Genomic DNA, 19,482 nt, shown 5'->3' with positions numbered 1-19,482 from the left:
GCTCACAGCGCAACCGCGAGTTTACCGGCCGCCGGCAACCTTGAGCAGGGAGCCGGCGGTCTTATCGGTTTCCTGCAGCATGAGTGGATCCGTGCCCGGCATGGGGGAAATCGTTGTATCCGGCCACTGCGCATAGGTGGGAATGCCCACGATATGCAGGCGCTCATCCAGGCTGCCATCTGGGTGGACGGTGCGCCGCGTGGCACCATCGGTTTCGGGGGAGCCGGTGTCCTGCCCGTGATCAGCAAACGGGCGCACCCGGCCACCCTCGGCCAATCCGCGGGTGAGCGGATCGCCGGCGACGCGGATATCGGGCTTGTGCATGAAGGCATCGACAAGCGTGGGCGACGATGCCGAGCGCGGGCCAGAAGTCAGGGTGTAATGGTCTGACTCGATCGCGAGGGTGGGGTGATCACCAAGGAAATGGACCAGGTGGGCATCGACAAGCGCGAGCAGCTGGCGCACGCGGAACAGCGGAGGGCCCGAGCCCACCATCTGCCCAAAGGACATGAATTGCGCGTAGCGGCCTGTGCGGGACTCGCGGGTATAGCGGCCTTCTGCACCCAGGATGGAGGAGGGCTTGCGCGACTGGGACAGTGACCACAGCGCGGCCTTCATGGGCGAATCATACCCGGCGGCCGCCTCCTGGATATCGCCCGCCAGGGAATCCGCAATGTGGGCGGTGAGCGCCGAAATATCGCCGGTAAATCCAGCAACTTGGTACATAAGGTCTGTCATATCCCACGGCTGGGTGACTAGGGGAGCAAGGGCGGTGCCGAGATCGTCAGGCGCGGTGGCATCGATGACCGTGAGGATCTCTTCGCGCGGGCGAAGGAGAGCTGCCGGATTCACTCGTTCCAGCGTGGTGATATACGCCTCGTAGCTATCGCGCGCGATGGCGGGCCAAACCTGGGCGTCGAAGTCGATGTCCTCGGCGCCCTTGAGCTTTCCGATGACCCCATGCAACCGCCGCCGCGGCATCGTGGGCGGCAGCTCGTTGTACTCGGACTTGGGATGGAAGGGATAACCGCGGCCGGAGGCGACGATGAAATGTGGTTCCTTCCCGCTCGCCTCGTAGCGCAGGCCAGAGCGAGTGGTGGCATCCTCGACGAATTTGCCACCGCGTTCAATGGTGGTTAGCGCCATGATGTCATAAAAACCCATGCCAAGCCCGCGTACCAGCACGTCTTCGCCGGCGGGAATGGCTTTATAGTCTTGTTCCACGGGATTGCCCGGCGCGATCCAGTGCAGCCCGGATTCCGCCAAGTGCTGCTCCTCGTCATTAAAGCGCGGCGCCATCCAGCCATAGGCTAGGACCGAGGCATCGGCGTGCACCTGCGAGCCATCGTCCAGGTGCAGGATATCGGCTGAGCCATCCGTGGTGATGGTCTCCACGCGGTGGTGGTGGCTCACCGTGGAAATGCTCTCCGGCAGGCGCGCCAGCACCACGTCATAGACCCAGCGCAGGTACTCGCCGTATAAAGCGCGCGTGGGATTGGACTCTGGGCGGGTGGCGGCCAGCTCCGCGCGGTACTCGGTGGCAATGTGTGGGGCGGGAGGGTGCTGTGCATAAAGCTCGCGCTTGGCAGGAGCTACCTTATCGCCCTCACCGCGCAGCAGCTGGATCCACTCGTATTGCGTTGGCCCCTCGAGCACCGGGGCGTTCACCGTCGCGCCGGGCTCGGTAAAAAGCGTGACGGCGCCAGCGCGCGTATTCATGCACAGGGTCTTGGTTTGGGCGGTGTCCCAGACCCGGCCGGCGCCGTGCTGGGCCTCGTCGATGAGGTGGACGGTGACGGGGGAGCTGGAATCATCCATGCGAGCGGCGAGGCGTTCCAAGATAGAGATGCCGCGCGGGCCCATGCCGACGATCGCGATTGCAGGAGTAGCCATAGCCCCTATCGTTCCACATCGCGGAACGGGGACGAACGCCGCGCACCGCTAGCATCCATTTTCCCTATGATGGGGTGGCATGACTGATACCACGAATGTGCCAGAGAAAATCGCCGTCGTTACCGGTGCCACCGGTGGCATGGGGCGCGAGATCATCAAGGATCTCGCCCGCGATCACCACGTGTATGCGCTGGGCCGCAGAGCCGATGAGCTGCCGAAAGCCGCAAATATCACGCCGGTTGCCAGCGACTTGGTAGCCGGGCTGGATGAGGGCATGCAGCTGCCCGAGCTAGAGCGGGTCGATGTGCTCGTGCACGGCGCGGCACGCGCCACGAAGTTCTCGGTGGAAGAGGCCACCCCGCACGATTGGCGCGCCCACATGGACTTAAACGTTCACGCGCCAGCGGAGGTTACTCGCGCGCTCTTGCCGCAGCTGCGCAAGGCGGAGGGCACCGTCGTCTTCATCAACTCGGGGGCGGGGCGCAAGAGCTACGGCGATAACGTGGTTTATGCCGCGACGAAGCACGCGCTGTATGCGCTTGCCGATGCCCTGCGTATCTCCGAACCCGGCATCCGCGTCTCCACCGTGGCGCCGGGGCCCACCGATACCCCGATGCTGGAGGGCCTGCAGGACTACAACCCGAACGAGGTTATTGCGCCCGTGGAGGTGGCGCGCGCCATCCGCACCGTCGTGGAGGCTGGGCCCACCACCCAGCTCACGGAGATTCAGGTGCGCCCGCGCATCGAACTGAACCTCCGCAAGAACTAAGCATTAAGCGGCGTCGACCTCGCGGTTGCGCAGGGCGCGGGCCACGCGGTCGCGCTGCTCGGTAATCGTGCGGCGCAGGCCGCCTGCCAGATCCTTCTGCAGGAAGGCATCGGCGCGATCGAGGCCATCTTGGCTGATATCCCAGGACGGGAATAGCCCGGTAACGGTGGTCAGGCCCACCTCGGAGGACTGGGAGTCCCAGATCTTTTCGGCCACCTCGAAGAATTCCGCGGTGGGTAAGAGATCATCGGAGTGCGGGTAGTTTAAGCCCTCCAGCTTCGAGGTGAGCTCGCGGTTGGTGAGATCCCCGGCTACGATTTCTTCCCATACCGCGCGCTTATTATCCGCGGTGGCAATCGCGGCGTGGGCGCGCAGGGAAGAGTAGTAGCCGGTAGCGGAATTATCGCGCTTGAGCTGGGCGGCGATGGCGGCCTCGGCATCGGCAAGCGCACCCGCGGCAGCGAGCGCTGCGACGGCGGACCAGCGCAGCCCGGCATCATCGGAATCCGCGAGGAGATCGTGCAGGTAGTCGCGGGCCGGCTGGTGCAGCCGAATCCTAGACAGCGCCTGCGTGCAGATGATGGAACGCTGCGCATCGGTGCTCCGGGCGCCATCGACAAGCGCCTGCGCCAAAACCGTGCTGTCTTTCGCCCACGCCGGATCGGCGTAGTTCTTCAGTGCGGTAGAGGCCTGCGAGACGATGCGCTCGAGGACGGCGAGCTCGGTCTCCGCCTTCATACCGCGGGCCACCAAGCGGATAAAGTCGCGGGCGCGCATGGTGCCGGCGCGGGTCATCTCCCAGGCGGTGGACCAGCACAGGGTGCGCGCCATGGGGTCATCAAATTTCTCGATATTATCCAGCAGAAATTGCAGGGATCCTGCATCCAAATCGATGAGGCAGTAGGTCAGATCGTCATCGTTGGGCAGGATGAAGTCGATGTCCTTCAGGTTGCGGCCGACCAGCTCTGGGATCTCGGTGGATTCGCCATCCACGTCCATCTCGAGGCGCTCGGTGCGCACAACCTTGCCGTCCTGCGTGCTGTACAGGCCCACTGCAACGCGGTGGGTGCGCAGGGTATCGCCGCGCTGGGTGAGCTGCGCCTGGGTGATGGTGCCGTCATCATCGGCCCCCGTGGCAACCGCCAGGGTATTAATACCGGTGGTCTTCAGCCACTGCTGTGCCCAGAAGGAGAGATCGCGCCCGGAGGCCTCCTCGAGGTGGCGGAGCAGATCGTCGAAGGTGGCATTGCCCCACGCGTGAGCGGCGAAGTGACGGCGCACGCCGGCGAGGAAGTTCTCGCGGCCAACGTAGGCCTGCAGCTGCTTGAGCACCGAGGCGCCCTTGGCGTAGGTAATACCGTCGAAGTTTTGCTCCACGGTTTCGATATCGCTGGCATCGGTGGAAATGGGGTGGGTGGTAGGCAGCTGATCCTGCTGGTAGGCCCAGGACTTTTCCACGTTGGCAAAGGTGACCCAGGCGGTATCGTATTCGGTTTCTTCCGCCTGCGAGATGGCCGCGGACCAGGTGGCGAAGGACTCGTTGAGCCATAGGTCATTCCACCACTGCATGGTCACGAGGTCACCGAACCACATGTGGGCGAGCTCGTGCAGGACGGTATCGGCGCGGCGCTCGTACTTGTAGTGCGTGGCCTGCGAGGTAAAGACGTATTCATCGCGGAGGGTTACGCAACCGGCGTTTTCCATCGCGCCGGCGTTGAACTCTGGGACGAAAATCTGGTCGTACTTGCCAAAGGGGTAGGGGAAGCCGAAGTTGCGGTGGTAAAAGTCGAAACCCTGCTTGGTCTCAGTAAAAAGGCGCTCGGCATCGAGGGAATCTGCCAGCGAGGCGCGGCAGTAAATACCGAGCGGGACCTCGAGCTTTTGCGCCGGCTTGCCTTCGGGGTGCTCGGTCAGCTCGCCGCGCCAAGTATCGGTGACCTCGTGGTAGGGGCCTGCGCACAGGGCAACCAGGTAGGTCGATAGCGGGTAGTCGATCTCAGAATGGGAGGTATCGCCCTCGCGGGTGACCGGGCCATTGGTGATAATGGTCCACTCCTCTGGGGCCTTAAAGTGCAGGGAGTAGGTGGCCTTCAGATCCGGCTGGTCGAAGCAGGCAAAGACGCGTTTGGCATCGGCGGTTTCAAACTGGGTGTAGAGGTAGACCTCGTTATCGGCAGGGTCCACGAAGCGGTGCAGGCCTTCGCCGGTGCGGGAGAAGGGGATCTCCGCGGTGACCTTGAGCGTGTAATCCGCTACCTGCAGCCCGGAGAGGGGAATGCCGTAGGTGGGGTCATAGGACTGCGTGGGCAGCGGGTTTCCGTTCAGGCGCACCTCGTGCAGCTTGTCCGCGCGCAGATCGATGAAGGTAGAACCGGCCTCCTGGGTGCTAAAGCGCACCGTGGTGGTGGACAGGAAGTGGGTATCGGAATGCTTAAGGTCTAAAGCGACATCGTAATGCTCAACCTTGAGCATCTGGGAGCGATTTTTTGCTTCCTCCCACGTGAGGTTTACAGAGGTCATTGCCTAGATTCTCCTTTGCTAACGAAAATAGTGATGCATCAAGGTTAGCAGCGCGTTTACAGTGGTGGGGCAAACTGCACTTATTTCAAGGAGGAATAATGACCACCCCAGTTAAGTTTTGGTTCGACGCTTCCTGCCCCTTCGCATGGGCAACGTCCCGCTGGATCAAAGAGGTAGAAAAGGTCCGCGATATTACGGTGGAATTCGAGCCGATGTCCCTGTCGGTGCTGAATGATGGCCGCGATCTCGATCCCGAATACATGGAGATGATGGAGGCCAACTGGGGCCCTGCCCGCGTATTTGCCAAGGTAAAGACCGAGCAGCCAGAAAAGGTAGACGAGCTCTATACCGCCATGGGCACCCTGATTCACGCCAAGGGCAATGGCGGAAAGAAGGGGGATGGCGGCTATGACGAGATCATCGCCCAGGCATTAGAGCAGGTTGGCCTCCCCGCAGACTTTGCGGAGGTGGCACGCACCGAGGAGTACGACGAGAAGCTGCGCGAATACCACCACAACGGCATTTCTTCCGTGGGCGATGAGGTAGGAACCCCGGTTATTAAGTTGGGCGATACCGCCTTCTTCGGCCCGGTTATTACCCGCGTTCCCACGGGTGAGGAAGCCGGTGAGCTTTTCGATGCCTCCGTGCGCCTAGCCCAGTTCCCTTACTTCTTCGAACTCAAGCGCTCTCGCACAGAGATGCCACAGGTAGAAGAGGACTAGTTATGAGCGCTGCTGGCCTTGCTTGCGGCGCACGGCGGCGGCCAGGCAGCACACCGCGATGACCGGCGTGAGTAAAAACGCCGGCACCCCGGCGATATTGATAATGGGCAGGGCCGTCTGGGCTTGAAATTCTGACCAAGCGGCGGCCACCCACGTAGCCCATGAGGCCGCGGTAAGCAGGGATAACACCCCAATCACCGCGGCTAAACCGCCGAGGCGATTTTTCTTTAGTACCCTCTGATTCAGCCACCACAGCCCAAGAACAAGGTGGGCGACAGTGAAAAGTACGGTATGAATAAGCGGCACGAGGTAGTTCTTATTGGTTAAGAAGATATTCGCCGCAAATAACAGCACCGCGATAGCAAGGATGCTGCCGTAGAGTGCGAGGACGCGAGGGGCCATGCTTTAGCCTTTCTATGCAGCACGTAATCTGCGCTTTAGCTTAACAGCACCGGACGATGAACGAAATAGGTTGTAGAAAGTGGTGCCCAGAAGGCGGCGGTGCCGGTACTGTAGGGGCTATGCGCGTATATCTTGGAGCTGACCACGCAGGTTTTGAGACCAAAAACCTGATTTCTGAACACCTCACCAAACAAGGCCATGACGTCATCGATTGCGGCGCTCATACCTATGACGCCGAGGATGACTACCCCGCATTCTGCATTGAAGCGGCCCTATGCACCGTCAACGATCCAGGTTCCCTGGGAATCGTGCTAGGTGGATCCGGAAATGGCGAGCAGATTGCCGCCAATAAGGTCAAGGGCGCGCGCTGTGCGCTGGCATGGTCGCCAGAAACGGCACGCCTAGCCCGCGAGCACAATAATGCGCAGCTCATCGGCATCGGCGGGCGCATGCACTCGCAGGAAGAGGCCCTAGAAATCGTGGATGCTTTCTTGGATCAAGAATGGTCCCGCGCCGAGCGTCACCAGCGCCGCATCGATATCCTCGCAGAATACGAGCGCACCAATATCCCACCCGAGCTGCCCAAGGACCCGCGCTAAAACCGCCAGGTTCCTTAAATAGACATAAATGAACGCCGCGGGCCCTTTGTGCCACGCGGCGTTTCTATGTGGTGGTTACACCAAGCGCATTAGGCGTCGTTCATGTCATTGGGGTGGTGCCCACCGCGGCCGTCTTCGCCTTCCTCCAAAGAGGTAATGGCGGCCATCTCTGCATCAGTGAGCTCGAAGCCGAAGACATCGAAGTTTTCTGCAATGCGCGATGGCGTCGAGGACTTGGGGAAGAGGATGACCCCATTTTGCAGGTGCCAGCGAATAATGGCCTGGGCTGGGGAAACACCGTGCGCCTCGGCGGCTTCAGTAACCTCTGGTGCCTCCAAGATATCGCTCTTGCCCTGACCCAGCGGGCCCCATGCCTCGATGGCGATGCCGTGGGCGCGGCCAGCGTCCAGTTCGCGCCAGCGCTGCAGGTAAGGGTGCAGCTCCACTTGGTTAATCGCGGGGACGACGTCCGTGTGTGACTCCAACTGATCTAAGTGCTCCGGCTCAAAGTTGGACACGCCGATGGACTTCGCCTTGCCTTCTTTACGCAGTTCAATGAGCTGCTTCCAAGCCTCCACGTACGTGCCCTTGGCTGGGGTAGGCCAGTGGATGAGGTACAGGTCTACGTAGTCAAGGCCCAGCTTCTGCAGGGATTCATCCAGCGCTGCAGCGGCATCGGTGTGGCGGTCGTTCCACAGTTTGGTGGTAATGAAGAGTTCCTCGCGCGGGATGCCGGAGTTGGCAATGGCCTTGCCCACGCCTTCTTCATTGCCGTAGATGGCTGCGGTATCGATGTGGCGGTAGCCCACGCGCAGCGCCTCAGCTACGTATTCCTCGGTCTTTTCCGGGTCCATTTGGAAGACGCCAAAGCCCAGCTGGGGGATTGTATTTCCATCGTTCAAAGTAATATTAGGTACGGTCATGGACACCAGATTACGCTTTTCTGGCTACCGCCCCAATGTGATGTATTTATAGCCGCGCTTGGCGGGAGATGGGCGGCGGGATGGAGGGAGGCATCGGCAAGCAGGGACCTCGATAAAGCTAAGGAACCAGCAAGGAGGCCTAACGGCGGAGCTGGCTGGGTGACCCCGGCCGGGACGCGTGCCAGCGCTTAATATCCTCAGCAAGCCACAGTCGCGTGCGGCCCAAAATCGTGGCCACATGCTCAGGGGTGCGGTGATTAGCTGAGTAATTGCGCCAGGTTGCGTAGCTCACGCCGATATGGGCGGCGCAATCCGAGCCAGTCCACAATTCATCGCCGGTATCGACATCGATGATTTTAGGCTGCACGGTTTTTCCTCCCTTGGTTAGTGGCTGTAGCTAGGTTGTAGCCGGATAGTGCCGCTAAGGCTATGACAATAAGCCAGATGGGCGAATCGGCAATTATCGAGTAGGCGGCGGCGACTACGATGCCTGAGACGGCGGAGGCCTGTTTCAATGTCACTGTAATGTGTCCTTTCGGTATATTGGGAGGTGTGCCCCTAGAGGCTATTTGCGATGCCTACCCGATTTTGGTGGGTGGTCGTTGCGGTGCTGCTTTATCTGAATAGCTAGGCTACACAGTGAAATAATTAGCGCCGCGACCTCCATCACCTCTTCAGTTTTGTAAGTGCCTTGCAGCCTTACATTCACTAGTATAACACAGTAATGCGTTATTGGTAAACTGGAAGAACGAACATTTTAAGAATATTTCCCAAAAACAACCCAAACCCACACCACACGAGCCGGATGGGGGCGCCCGCCGTGCCCGCACTCTGGAAGAAACTCTAACCAAAGCTAAAAATATTCAAACCCCCACAGAATATACAATCTGTGAGGGTTTAAACACGCCAACCAAAATGGTTCTACCAATGGTTCCACTTACCGCTAACAACCAGCTGCAATAGTCAATTATTGCAGTACAAACATGGAGGGAATGACGGGAATCGAACCCGCGTCTTCAGCTTGGAAGGCTGAGGTATTAGCCACTATACGACATTCCCACAGCGTTACCTTGAACGCTGTCGGCTACTTTAGCGCATGAGCGCCCCAAAATGAAAATAGGGAACACGCGCAGTGGGTAGGCCGTTAAAATAGGTAGGACCAATTCCAGTAAAGAAAGCGATGATTGTTGTGGAACTTCTACTTCTTGTAGTCGTACTCGGTGGCGGCGCGTGGTATCTATCCTCGCGCAGCTCAAAAAAGAGCCGGGAGGAGCGAGAGGCGCAGCAGTTAGCGGATGCCCAGGCGGATGCGCGCCGCTGGATTGAGCGCCTGGGTGGCCAGGTCATGCAGATTTCCGGTACGGATACCGCCTCGCAGCAGGCGATGGCGGACGCATCAGAGCGCTTTACTGCGGCTAACTCCGCTATTTCAAGGGCCACCACGGTCAAGCAGGCCAATTTGGCCCGCGAATCGGCGCTTGAGGGCATGCATTACGTCAATGCCGCCCGCGAGATTATGGACATGAACCCAGGGCCGGAATTGCCGCCGCTGGAGGGGCAGCGCGCCGCCGGTAAGGTCACCGAGAAGCGCACGGTGGATGCCAATGGGCAGGAATTGACTGCCTCCCCCTACGCCTCTGAGGAAACCCCGAACTATTACCCAGGCGGAACCGTGGCCGGCCGTCCCGTTCCGGCCGGTTGGTACTCCCGCCCTTGGTGGGAAGATGCCCTGCAAACGGGCGTGTGGATGATGGGTTATTCCATGATGTTTAACGCCATGTTTGCCGGCATGTCCGGCGTGGGCTATTCCGCAGCCGCCGCAGAAAACGGCGACTGGGGCGGCGCCGAAGGCGGCGGCATAGACGGAGCCGACGGCGGCGCAGACGTAGGAGATGCCGGAGACGCCGGTGACCCCGGTGATATGGGCGGCGATGCCGGAGGGGGAGACGCCGGTGACGGTGGCGGATTCTTCGATGGATTATCTGACGGCGATGGCGGCGGCTTCTTTGACGGTATGTTTGATTTCGATTTCTAAGTCAAGCGGCCAGAAATTATGCCGTTAACCTGCGTCTACGCCCTTAACAGGGGGTTGATTTAGGAGATTTAAAACCAACACGCTAAACTGTCTCAGGTATGCAACGCAGCCAAGGCAACTTGGTGGCCTACATACGGGGCGTGGCGCAGTTTGGTAGCGCACCTGCTTTGGGAGCAGGGGGTCGCAGGTTCAAATCCTGTCGCCCCGACGTATGGGGGTCTGAAAATGCCCTAATAAGGTTTTTCAGACCCCCTTTAATTTTTATGTACGTAGAAAAACAATGAAGCCAGGGAGATTCACTCGTGAAGACCACCGTAGACAAGCTGAGCGATACCCGCGTTAAGCTCACCGTCAACGTTCCGTTTGCGGAGCTAGACCAGGAAATCGATCAAGCTTACGCGGCAATCGCGCAGCAGGTTTCTATTCCAGGTTTCCGTAAGGGCAAGGCCCCGCGCCAGCTGATCGACGCTCGCTTCGGCCGCGGCCCGATTCTGGAGCAGGTTGTCAATGACATGCTGCCTTCCCGCTATGAGCAGGCCGTTCAGTCCGAGGACCTGAAGGTCATCGGCCAGCCGGACGTAGACATTTCCAAGATCGAGGACAAGGACTTCGTCGAGTTTACCGCCGAGGTTGACATTCGCCCTGAGTTCGAGGTTCCGGACTTCTCCGAAATCTCCGTCATCGTCCCGGCCATCAAGGCCGGCGAGGAAGACGTGGACAAGGCCCTCGAGGATCTTGCAGAGCGCTTCGGTGAACTGAAGGACACCAAGCGCAAGATGAAGACCGGTGACTACGCCATCATCGACATCACCGCAGAGGTGGACGGCGAGAAGATCGAGGAGGCTTCCACCGAGGGCCTGTCTTACTCCATTGGTGATGACAACCTCATCAAGGGGCTGGACACCGCACTGCGCGGCATGAAGACCGGCGAGGATAACGAGTTCACCTCCACCATCCAGTCCGGCGAGCACAAGGACGAAGAGGCTACCTTCAAGGTCCACGTGCAGCAGACCAAGGAGCGCAAGCTGCCGGATATGGACGATGAGTTTGCCCAGATGGCCTCCGAGTACGACACCATCGAGGAGCTGCGCGAAGCCACCAAGACCGAGGTTGAGGAGTCCAAGAAGGCTGAGCAGACCGGCCAGATCCGCGATGAGGTTCTGAAGGCTGCGCTTGCCGATGTCGACTTTGAGCTGCCCCAGTCCGTAGTCGACGAGCAGGCTCACGCCCAGCTGCACCAGATCCTGGGCCAGCTCGCACACGATGAGAAGGCACTGGCACAGCTGCTCGAGGCACAGGGCACCTCCCGCGAAGAGTTTGATAAGCAGACCCGCGAGCAGGCCGAAGAGTCCGTGCGCACGCAGATCTTCTTGGATGCCGTGGCAGAAAAGGAAGAGCCGGAAGTTTCCCAGCAGGAGCTCTCGGACCACATCCTGTTCACCGCGCAGTCCTACGGCATGGACCCGAACCAGTTCATCCAGCAGCTGCAGTCCAACGGCCAGATTGCCAACCTGTTCTCTGACGTACGCCGCGGCAAGGCACTGGCTGCCGCCATTTGCCGTACCACCGTAAAGGACGAAGAAGGCAACGACGTTGACGTTGAGCAGTACTTCGGTGAAGTAGAAGAAGATGAGAACGAAGCTACCGACGCGGAGTAAATCTTCTCCTTAAAAGCCCAGCTTGGCCCCTCGCACCAGCGAGGAAGTCTGGCTGGGCTTTTCTCATCGCCGGGTCGAAAAAGCAGACAAAGATCGGTGCAAACGCTGATAGCGAACAGACCCCACAATTATCGCCACATTAAGTAGTGTGGTGGCATTAGAGATTAACCGTCCTCAAGGAGACTTTTCGAATGTCTAAGAAATCTGACCAGCTTCAGATGACCACCCCAGCAGGCTCCGGCCTGAACTTGGGTGACAGCGTCTATGAGCGCCTGTTGCACGAGCGCATTATCTTTTTGGGCACCCAGGTAGACGATGAAATTGCCAATAAGCTGTGCGCACAGATCCTGCTGCTTTCCGCAGAGGATCCCACGCGCGATATTTCGCTCTACATCAACTCCCCGGGTGGCTCCGTGACCGCGGGCATGGCCATTTATGACACGATGAAGTACTCGCCCTGCGATATCTCCACCTACGGCATGGGCTTGGCCGCTTCTATGGGCCAGTTCCTGCTCTCTGGTGGTACGAAGGGCAAGCGCTATGCACTGCCGCACGCTCGCATCATGATGCACCAGCCTTCCGCTGGCGTGGGCGGTACCGCTGCCGATATCGCCATCCAGGCGGAGCAATTCGCACAGACCAAGCGCGAGATGGCCGAGCTCATTGCAGAGCACACCGGCCAAACCTTCGAGCAGATCACCAAGGACTCTGACCGTGACCGCTGGATGACTGCGCAGCAAGCCAAGGATTACGGCATTGTTGACCACGTAATCGAGTCTGTAAACGGCCCGCTGAGCAACTAGGGAATAAGGAGAAAATCACTATGAATAAGTCGCAGATGCCAAGTTCCCGTTACGTACTGCCTTCTTTTATTGAGCAGTCCGCTCAGGGGACGAAGGAAACCAACCCGTACTCTAAGCTCTTTGAAGAGCGCATCATCTTCTTGGGTACCCAGGTCGATGACACCTCTGCCAATGACATCATGGCCCAGCTGCTGGTTCTTGAAAGCCAGGATCCGGACCGTGACATCACCATGTATATCAACTCGCCCGGTGGCTCCTTTACTGCCCTGATGGCAATTTATGACACCATGCGCTACGTGCGCCCTGATGTGCAGACCGTGTGCCTGGGCCAGGCGGCTTCTGCTGCTGCAGTGCTGTTGGCCGCTGGTGCTCCGGGCAAGCGTGCGGCGCTGCCGAACTCGCGCGTATTGATCCACCAGCCTGCAACCCAGGGCACCCAGGGTCAGGTCTCGGACTTGGAGATCCAGGCCGCAGAGATCGAGCGTATGCGCACCTTGATGGAAAACACCTTGGCGGAGCACACCGGCCGTACGTCCGAGCAAATCCGCATCGACACCGACCGCGATAAGATCCTGACTGCGGAAGACGCTGTGGAATACGGAATCATCGATACCGTCTTTGAGTACCGCAAGCTCAATTCTTAATTCGGTCCTGATGGACTGAATCCATCAGCGGAGGCCCTGTGAGACCGCTTCGAGAGAAGCCCTCGCAGGGCTTTTATTATTTGCGTATAAGCGACTGCGGTATATGCCTATGAGAAGGTGCGCTGGGCGAGTAACGGTGCACGCACATCTACCCCAAACGGGGTGAATCTTTCAGAGAAATATCTGCAGGTCGTTAGGCAGATTATTTAGTGCGATGTTTCACGTATAATGGCCGATTTGTGAATTAGGCCTCTGAGTGGTCGTATTATGTTATGACAAATAAGGAACCAGAAGCGGAGGATCGAACCTCCGCACCCGCTGCTTCGAGCGGGGAGCGCACATTTTTCGGCCACCCGTGGGGGCTGGCTAACCTGTTCGGCGTGGAGATGTGGGAGCGCTTCAGCTTCTACGGCATGCAGTCCATCGTGCTGCTGTATATGTACTACGCCACCACCGATGGCGGCCTAGGCCTCGACCGTGGCGACGCGACGTCGATCGTCGGTGCCTACGGCGGCTTGGTGTACATGGCATGCCTGTTGGCATCGTTGGTAGCTGACCGCATCCTCGGTGCGGAGCGCACCCTGTTCTACTCCGCACTCATGGTGATGGCTGGTCACCTCGTCTTGGCCTTCATTCCTGCCGTAACCGGCCTGGCTATCGGCCTGATCCTCATCGCCGTTGGTTCCGGCGGTGTAAAGACTACCGCTTCGGTGGTGCTGGGCTCGCTGTATAGCCGCGACGATCCTCGCCGTGACGGCGGCTTCTCCGTCTTCTACATGGGCGTTAATATTGGTGCCCTCTTCGGACCGCTTCTTACCACCGCAATGTGGGGCTGGAAGGGCTTCCACTGGGGCTTCGGCATCGCTGCCGTCGGTATGGCCCTAGGCCTTATCCAGTATACTGCCATGCGTAAGACCACGATTAAGGACGCTGGTCACGAAATTCCTAATCCTGCAGATTTTAAACAGCGCATGCTGGGCTTGGGCGCGATTGTCGTCGCTGTCCTCGTCATGGTTATCGGCCTGGGTACTGGGATCATCAAGGTAGAGTGGCTGTCTAATATCGTCACCGCCGTTGCCCTGATCGCCGCCGTGTACTTCTGGATTCAGATGTACACCTCTGATTTGGTGACCCGGAAAGAAAAGAACCGCCTCTTGGGCTTTATTCCAATGTTCATCTCCGGTGTGCTGTTCTTCGGTATCTTCCAGCAGCAATTTACCGTGATGACCATTTACGCCGATGTGCGCCTGGACCGCCACATCTTTGGTATCGAGATTCCGCCGTCATTGGTGCAGTCCATTAACCCGATTTTCATCGTTATCTTCTCTGCAATCTTCGCGGCTATGTGGACGAAGCTCGGTGACCGTCAGTGGTCCACGCCGGTGAAGTTCGGCGTGGCCAATATCATCATCGGTATCTCGCTGTTCTTCTTCCTGCCATTCTCCGGCTCGGGCGCAAACTCCACGCCAATGTATGTCATTATCTGGATCCTCTTCCTATTCACCATGGGTGAGCTGATGTTGTCCCCAGTGGGCAACTCTCTGGCCACCAAGGTGGCACCTGAGGCGTTCCCATCGCGCATGATGGCCGTGTGGATGATGGCCGTGGCCATGGGTACCGCACTTGCCGGTTCGCTGGCTAGCTTCTACAACCCAGAGGATGCGGGTGCGGAAAACACCTTCTTTATTTCCTTAGGTGTCGTCTCCATCGCACTGGGCATCGTCCTACTCGTGCTGAGCCGCTGGGTGGTCAAGAAGTTTGCTACCTTCCGCTAAAAAGGGAAGCTAAAACCTTTATTTCGAGAGGTGTGTTGGTGTTAAGCCGGCGCACCTCTCTAAGTGTTTTCTGCCACGCTATTAAAGGGTGAAAATAGATTAGGTGTCTTAAAAATTGCTGGTAAACCGCAGATCTTTGGCAGGTGCCTAGCGCTCAGGCATATGTGGAAGGTTAACACTAGGCAAAGTGCAGTTTACTTCTTAGAAAAGCTATTGGCTCAACTTATTGTTGCGGAGTACGCTGCACTTCGTACGCGACGCGTGATGGCGCCGCAATAACACTTTCTTCTCATTTGTTAATTGCTTACAAGGGGCCAATGCTGTGACAGCGACTCTGATTATCTTGGGCATTGTGGTGTTTACCGCCTTAGCCTTCGACTTCACCAATGGTTTTCACGACACAGCCAATGCGATGGCAACCTCCATTGCTACTGGCGCGCTGAAGCCATTTACTGCGGTGGCGATTTCTGCCGTACTTAACCTCGTTGGCGCATTCTTGTCCGTGAATGTCGCGGCAACGGTGGCCAAAGGCATCGTCAACCTCGATTCCTATGACCTTTCGGGTGCAGCCGCCGACTCGGATGGCCAAGCCCTGTTGATGGTGGTCTTTACCGGTCTTATCGGCGGTATTCTGTGGAACCTTTTCACCTGGTTGCTCGGGCTACCGTCCAGCTCTTCCCACGCCCTTTTCGGTGGCCTTATCGGCGCTGGTTTCGCCGCCATGGGCACTGGGGGAGTGGAGTGGACCTCCATTATGGCCAAGATCATCATTCCGGCGGTGGCGTCCCCGATTATCGCCGCCTTGGTATCTGCGTGCGCCACCTTCCTCGTTTATTGGGTGACCAACACCATTCCGAAAAAGGAAAAGAACGAGCACTTCCGCCATGGCCAGATTGTGACCGCCTGCTTGGTATCGCTGGCACACGGCGCCGGTGACGCTCAGAAAACCATGGGCGTTATCTTCCTCGCCCTCGTGGCTTCGGGCCACGCGGCTGCCGATGCCCGCATTCCAACCTGGGTCATCTTCGGCTGTGCGATTGCCATTGCGGCCGGTACCTTGTCCGGCGGTTGGCGCGTTATCCGCACCCTGGGTAAGGGCTTGGTGGAGATCGAATCCCCGCAAGGTATGGCAGCCGAGGCTACCTCCGCGGCCATCATCCTGACTTCCTCAGCCGGTGGTATGGCTCTGTCTACGACCCACGTGTCCACCGGCTCTATCCTTGGTACTGGTTTGGGCCGCCGTGGCGCGGAAGTGCGCTGGGGTGTTGCAATGCGCATGGTGGCTGCCTGGCTCATTACGCTGCCCTGTGCCGCCTTTGTTGGCTTCGCATCGTGGTGGTTGGCGCACGGCGTCTCTTCCGCTACCAATGTGGCAACCGGCGCTATCGTGGACTTCGTTCTACTCTTGGCCATGACGGCGCTCATCGTCATCCGCTCCCGTATGAACCCAGTTGATGCATCCAACGTTAATAATGACTGGGATGAGAACGCTGAGTCCGTGGATTCGTCCTTGGAGCCACGCGTTGGTGCGAAAGAGTCTGTCGCAGCTTCAGGGGGCATGACCCCGGTAGCGGCGGTCAACGGGGACAACGACTCCACCTCATCTACTCCACAAGAGGAGCGCTAGAACATGACTGTTGCAGAAATCTTCGAATCTATACTCCGCGTCGCTGGCCTGGCCCTTGTCTTCGGTGCTGGTATCCCCTTGCTCTTCGCCTTGGGCATGCGTTCCATGACAGGTGATCCCATTCGGGATGACAATGGTGTGGTGGTAGGAGATACTCCCGCTAGCCGCCAAATGAAGCTGCTGGGTTGGACCGTTTATGCCGTACTGGGTGTCGTTATCGTGGTGGCAATCGCGTGGATCGCGCGCGATTCCCTAGACCACTACTTTGGTTTCGCACCATTTGGCGACCTTTAAGAGTAACCCGCGGACTATATAGCAAGCCCGTGACCATGTAATATGCCTCATAGCCATTTAATGTTAACAAAAGATTAACTTTAAATGGCTTAGGGGTTGCTTAGTGGGTAAGTACCAAGTATATTTGTACCTATCAACAGAGCAACATTGAGAGGTGAGAGAGATGAACACGATGCGGACCTTCATTGGTGGCATTAGCGATATGTTCAAGGACTCCACCACGGGTACGGGTTTGGATACCGTGTCTCAGGCACCGGTTTCTGCCCGCGTAGCGGAAAATCTCGTTGACGCGGGGCTTACCCCCGCGACGACCAAGGACGTCGCTGAGTCCTTCGCATTCGTTGTCGGCCATGCACCAGATGAGCTGGAAATGCTCGATGTTGAGGCATTCTTGCTCGAATTCGGCTGGCTGCAATAAAAGCCGCACTAGATAACCCGCCAGGCACCATCCTAGGTGCCTGGCGGGTTATCTGCGTTATAGGGCTGGGCATCGGCAAGCGCTAGCGCGGCGGCAGGATGGCCTCCGGGGTTTCGGGCAGGAGCTGGCCGCCATCAATAATCAGCGTTTGGCCGGTGATATATCCGGCCTCGGTGGAGGCGAGGAAGGCCGCGGCGTTGCCAATATCGCGGGGGCTGCCAAGCCGGTGCAGCGGGATGGAGCGCGTCATCTCATCGAGGTACTCTTGGCCCTGTGCCTCGAGGCCCTCGGTGAGGATATTTCCGGGCAATACGCCATTGATGGTGATGCCATCGCGGGCGATTTCTAGCGCAGCGGAGCGGATAAAGCCCTGTTGGGCCGCCTTGGAGGCGCCGTAATGCGCCCAGCCAGGAAAGCCGGTGTGTGAGCCGGTAATGGAGGTGGTGATGACGATGCGCCCGTAGCCGCGCTCCTTCATATACGGCAGGGCTTCTTGCACGACCTTGAACGTGCCGTGGGTATTGATGTCAAACATGGTCTCCCACTGCTTATCGGTCATCTCTTCCAGCGGGCAGTTGGGAAAGACCCCGGCATTGGAGCAGACGATGTCGATCGCCCCGTGCGCGGCGTGGACCTTGGCAAACATTTCTTTGATGGAGGCCCTATCGGTGACATCGACGGGGTAGGCGGTCGCGCCGAGCTCTGCGGCGGTTGCTTCGGCCTTGTCGGCATCGATATCGGCAATGACGATGCTGGCGCCGGCTTCGCGCAGGCAGGCAACGATGCCCTTGCCGATGCCCGCAGCTCCGCCCGTGACAATCGCGGTACGGTTGGTGAGGTCAAACATGAAATGGCTCCTTCGGCGGTGGTGGAGGAAGTGGAGGATCCAATCCCAAGTTTAGTGGTGTGGGCGGATAAAGATCTGCGAATTTCGCCACGCGGAGGGAATGAATAAGAGCCGTGTCGGGTTGATTTACTAAGGTAGATTTTTGAACAACCAACCGCGGGGATGGAAGTAAGCGAGCCTTCCGCCCCACCTTTAAAAAGCGGTAAACAAGAGCGAGTGTGAAAGTACTGAATGGCACGTATGCAAGAAAGCGCTGATCTCCTGAAGTGTTCCTTCTGCGGAAAGAGCCAAAAGCAGGTGAAAAAGCTCATCGCCGGCGGCGGGGTCTACATCTGCGATGAGTGCATCGAGCTCTGCAATGAGATTATTGAAGAAGAGCTCGGCCACGAGCAGGCCGAGGAATCTTCCGAAGCGGAGGTGCGCCTGCCTAAGCCTTCGCAGATTTCTTCCTTTTTGGATAAGTACGTCATTGGCCAAGACAAGGCCAAGCGCGTGCTGTCGGTAGCGGTGTATAACCACTACAAGCGCATTAAGGCCGAAGAATCCGCCGCGCTAGATGCGCGCCGTAAGAAGGCCGAAGGCGAAGAGGTAGAGATCTCCAAGTCCAATATTTTGATGCTGGGGCCCACCGGTTCAGGTAAGACCTACCTGGCCCAGACCTTGGCGCGCCTGCTGGATGTGCCTTTCGCCATCGCGGATGCCACCAGCCTGACGGAGGCCGGTTATGTCGGTGAGGACGTAGAAAACATCCTCTTGAAGTTGCTGCAGGCGGCGGACTTTGACGTGGAGCGCGCCCAGCGCGGCATCATCTACGTCGACGAGGTGGATAAGATTTCCCGCAAGTCTGAAAACCCCTCCATTACCCGCGATGTCTCCGGCGAGGGCGTGCAACAGGCGCTGCTGAAGATCCTAGAGGGAACCGTGGCCGCCATCCCACCGCAGGGCGGGCGCAAGCACCCGAACCAGGAATTTATCCAGCTAGATACCTCCAATATCCTCTTCATCGTCGCCGGCGCGTTTGCGGGCCTTGACCAGGTGATCGCGGATCGCGTGGGCAAGAAGGGCGTTGGCTTTGGCGCGAAGCTCGGCACCGAAGACGAGCGGGAAAAGGTGGACCTATTCTCCCAGGTGCGCCCGGAAGACCTCGTGAAGTTCGGCTTGATCCCAGAATTTATCGGCCGCCTGCCCGTGGTGGCGACGGTGGATAACTTGGACCGCGAGGCCCTGGTTAAGGTGCTCACTGAGCCCAAGAACTCGCTGCTCAAGCAGTACAGCCGCCTATTTGAGATGGATGATTGCGAGCTGCACATGGATGACGGGGCGCTGGATGCCATCGCAGAGCTCGCCCTCGAGCGCAAAACCGGCGCGCGCGGCCTGCGCGCGATCCTTGAAGAACTGCTCGTTCCAGTGATGTTTGAGCTGCCGGACCGGGAAGATATTTCCGCCGTGCACATCACCGCGGGCTGCGTCACCCAGGGCGCAGAGCCCGAATTCACCTACAAGGATGAGGCGAAGGAATCGGCTTAGTTAGAAGGGGGCATCGGCAAGCAGCC

At 58.6% G+C, this 19,482-nt stretch carries 19 protein-coding genes and 2 tRNA genes; 13 read left to right on the top strand and 8 right to left on the bottom strand.

The window, feature by feature from the left end; translation table 11 throughout:
- Positions 1 to 21: 21 nt before the first annotated feature.
- On the bottom strand, positions 22 to 1,893 hold the full coding sequence (locus QP970_RS03215) for an FAD/NAD(P)-binding protein (RefSeq protein WP_239268747.1): 1,872 nt from the start codon (positions 1,891 to 1,893) through the stop codon (positions 22 to 24).
- A gap of 79 nt (positions 1,894 to 1,972) precedes the next feature.
- On the opposite strand from QP970_RS03215, the gene QP970_RS03210 reads away from it, so the two are divergent.
- Positions 1,973 to 2,662 (top strand): SDR family oxidoreductase, encoded by a 690-nt coding sequence (locus tag QP970_RS03210; protein ID WP_239268745.1) that lies wholly within the window; start codon positions 1,973 to 1,975, stop codon positions 2,660 to 2,662.
- Positions 2,663 to 2,665: 3 nt separating this feature from the next.
- On the opposite strand, the gene pepN is transcribed toward QP970_RS03210, so the two are convergent.
- Complete coding sequence (gene pepN / locus QP970_RS03205) at positions 2,666 to 5,182, bottom strand: aminopeptidase N (RefSeq protein ID WP_239268743.1); 2,517 nt, start codon at positions 5,180 to 5,182, stop codon at positions 2,666 to 2,668.
- Positions 5,183 to 5,280: 98 nt separating this feature from the next.
- On the opposite strand from pepN, the gene QP970_RS03200 reads away from it, so the two are divergent.
- Entirely contained in the window at positions 5,281 to 5,904 is a 624-nt protein-coding gene (locus QP970_RS03200) for a mycothiol-dependent nitroreductase Rv2466c family protein (RefSeq protein WP_239268741.1), read from the top strand.
- On the opposite strand, the gene QP970_RS03195 is transcribed toward QP970_RS03200, so the two are convergent.
- The gene (locus tag QP970_RS03195; protein ID WP_239268739.1) at positions 5,905 to 6,306 is read right to left on the bottom strand and encodes a hypothetical protein; all 402 of its coding nucleotides are present in this window, start codon (positions 6,304 to 6,306) and stop codon (positions 5,905 to 5,907) included.
- A 119-nt stretch (positions 6,307 to 6,425) separates the two neighbouring features.
- On the opposite strand from QP970_RS03195, the gene QP970_RS03190 reads away from it, so the two are divergent.
- A complete protein-coding gene (locus QP970_RS03190) occupies positions 6,426 to 6,905 on the top strand; it encodes a ribose-5-phosphate isomerase (RefSeq protein WP_005277878.1) in 480 nt (159 codons plus the stop codon).
- A gap of 89 nt (positions 6,906 to 6,994) precedes the next feature.
- Here QP970_RS03190 and QP970_RS03185 read toward each other — a convergent pair whose 3' ends face one another.
- The 4 genes from QP970_RS03185 to QP970_RS03170 form a co-directional block, all read right to left on the bottom strand.
- Entirely contained in the window at positions 6,995 to 7,828 is an 834-nt protein-coding gene (locus tag QP970_RS03185) for an aldo/keto reductase (RefSeq protein WP_239268737.1), read from the bottom strand.
- 139 nt (positions 7,829 to 7,967) lie between these two features.
- Positions 7,968 to 8,195: a hypothetical protein gene (locus QP970_RS03180; RefSeq protein ID WP_237799855.1), complete on the bottom strand. Its 228-nt coding sequence runs from the start codon at positions 8,193 to 8,195 to the stop codon at positions 7,968 to 7,970.
- Entirely contained in the window at positions 8,185 to 8,349 is a 165-nt protein-coding gene (locus tag QP970_RS03175) for a hypothetical protein (RefSeq protein WP_237799856.1), read from the bottom strand. Before QP970_RS03175 ends, QP970_RS03180 begins: the two co-directional genes overlap by 11 nt.
- Before the next feature lie 463 nt (positions 8,350 to 8,812).
- Positions 8,813 to 8,887: transfer RNA gene (locus QP970_RS03170), tRNA-Gly, on the bottom strand.
- 121 nt (positions 8,888 to 9,008) lie between these two features.
- Here QP970_RS03170 and QP970_RS03165 point away from each other — a divergent pair.
- From QP970_RS03165 to QP970_RS03125, 9 genes are all read left to right on the top strand, one after another.
- Positions 9,009 to 9,863, top strand: a complete 855-nt coding sequence (locus QP970_RS03165; RefSeq protein ID WP_239268735.1) for a DUF1542 domain-containing protein — start codon at positions 9,009 to 9,011, stop codon at positions 9,861 to 9,863.
- Between the two features lie 134 nt (positions 9,864 to 9,997).
- Positions 9,998 to 10,071 (top strand) — tRNA-Pro (locus QP970_RS03160).
- 94 nt (positions 10,072 to 10,165) lie between these two features.
- Complete coding sequence (gene tig / locus QP970_RS03155; protein ID WP_284869588.1) at positions 10,166 to 11,521, top strand: trigger factor; 1,356 nt, start codon at positions 10,166 to 10,168, stop codon at positions 11,519 to 11,521.
- 191 nt (positions 11,522 to 11,712) lie between these two features.
- Positions 11,713 to 12,324 carry an ATP-dependent Clp protease proteolytic subunit gene (locus QP970_RS03150; protein ID WP_023023580.1) on the top strand — a complete coding sequence of 204 codons (612 nt, stop codon included), beginning with the start codon at positions 11,713 to 11,715 and terminating at the stop codon, positions 12,322 to 12,324.
- Between the two features lie 20 nt (positions 12,325 to 12,344).
- Positions 12,345 to 12,968 (top strand): ATP-dependent Clp protease proteolytic subunit, encoded by a 624-nt coding sequence (locus QP970_RS03145; protein ID WP_239268731.1) that lies wholly within the window; start codon positions 12,345 to 12,347, stop codon positions 12,966 to 12,968.
- A 272-nt stretch (positions 12,969 to 13,240) separates the two neighbouring features.
- Entirely contained in the window at positions 13,241 to 14,743 is a 1,503-nt protein-coding gene (locus tag QP970_RS03140) for a peptide MFS transporter (RefSeq protein ID WP_239268729.1), read from the top strand.
- Between the two features lie 322 nt (positions 14,744 to 15,065).
- On the top strand, positions 15,066 to 16,370 hold the full coding sequence (locus QP970_RS03135) for an inorganic phosphate transporter (RefSeq protein WP_239268727.1): 1,305 nt from the start codon (positions 15,066 to 15,068) through the stop codon (positions 16,368 to 16,370).
- A gap of 3 nt (positions 16,371 to 16,373) precedes the next feature.
- A complete protein-coding gene (locus tag QP970_RS03130) occupies positions 16,374 to 16,664 on the top strand; it encodes a hypothetical protein (protein ID WP_023023571.1) in 291 nt (96 codons plus the stop codon).
- 163 nt (positions 16,665 to 16,827) lie between these two features.
- On the top strand, positions 16,828 to 17,082 hold the full coding sequence (locus QP970_RS03125) for a hypothetical protein (RefSeq protein ID WP_239268725.1): 255 nt from the start codon (positions 16,828 to 16,830) through the stop codon (positions 17,080 to 17,082).
- An 82-nt stretch (positions 17,083 to 17,164) separates the two neighbouring features.
- Here the strand turns inward: QP970_RS03125 and fabG are convergent, their stop codons facing one another.
- Positions 17,165 to 17,929 (bottom strand): 3-oxoacyl-ACP reductase FabG, encoded by a 765-nt coding sequence (gene fabG, locus QP970_RS03120; protein ID WP_239268723.1) that lies wholly within the window; start codon positions 17,927 to 17,929, stop codon positions 17,165 to 17,167.
- A gap of 231 nt (positions 17,930 to 18,160) precedes the next feature.
- Between fabG and clpX the strand changes: the two genes are divergently transcribed.
- Positions 18,161 to 19,456 (top strand): ATP-dependent Clp protease ATP-binding subunit ClpX, encoded by a 1,296-nt coding sequence (gene clpX / locus QP970_RS03115; protein WP_239268721.1) that lies wholly within the window; start codon positions 18,161 to 18,163, stop codon positions 19,454 to 19,456.
- Positions 19,457 to 19,482 lie beyond the last annotated feature (26 nt).

The sequence above is a fragment of the Corynebacterium sp. MSK073 genome (assembly GCF_030232085.1).
GTDB lineage: Bacteria > Actinomycetota > Actinomycetes > Mycobacteriales > Mycobacteriaceae > Corynebacterium.
The sequence above is the reverse complement of the archived record's forward strand: the minus strand, read 5'-3'. Positions and strand labels throughout refer to the sequence as shown.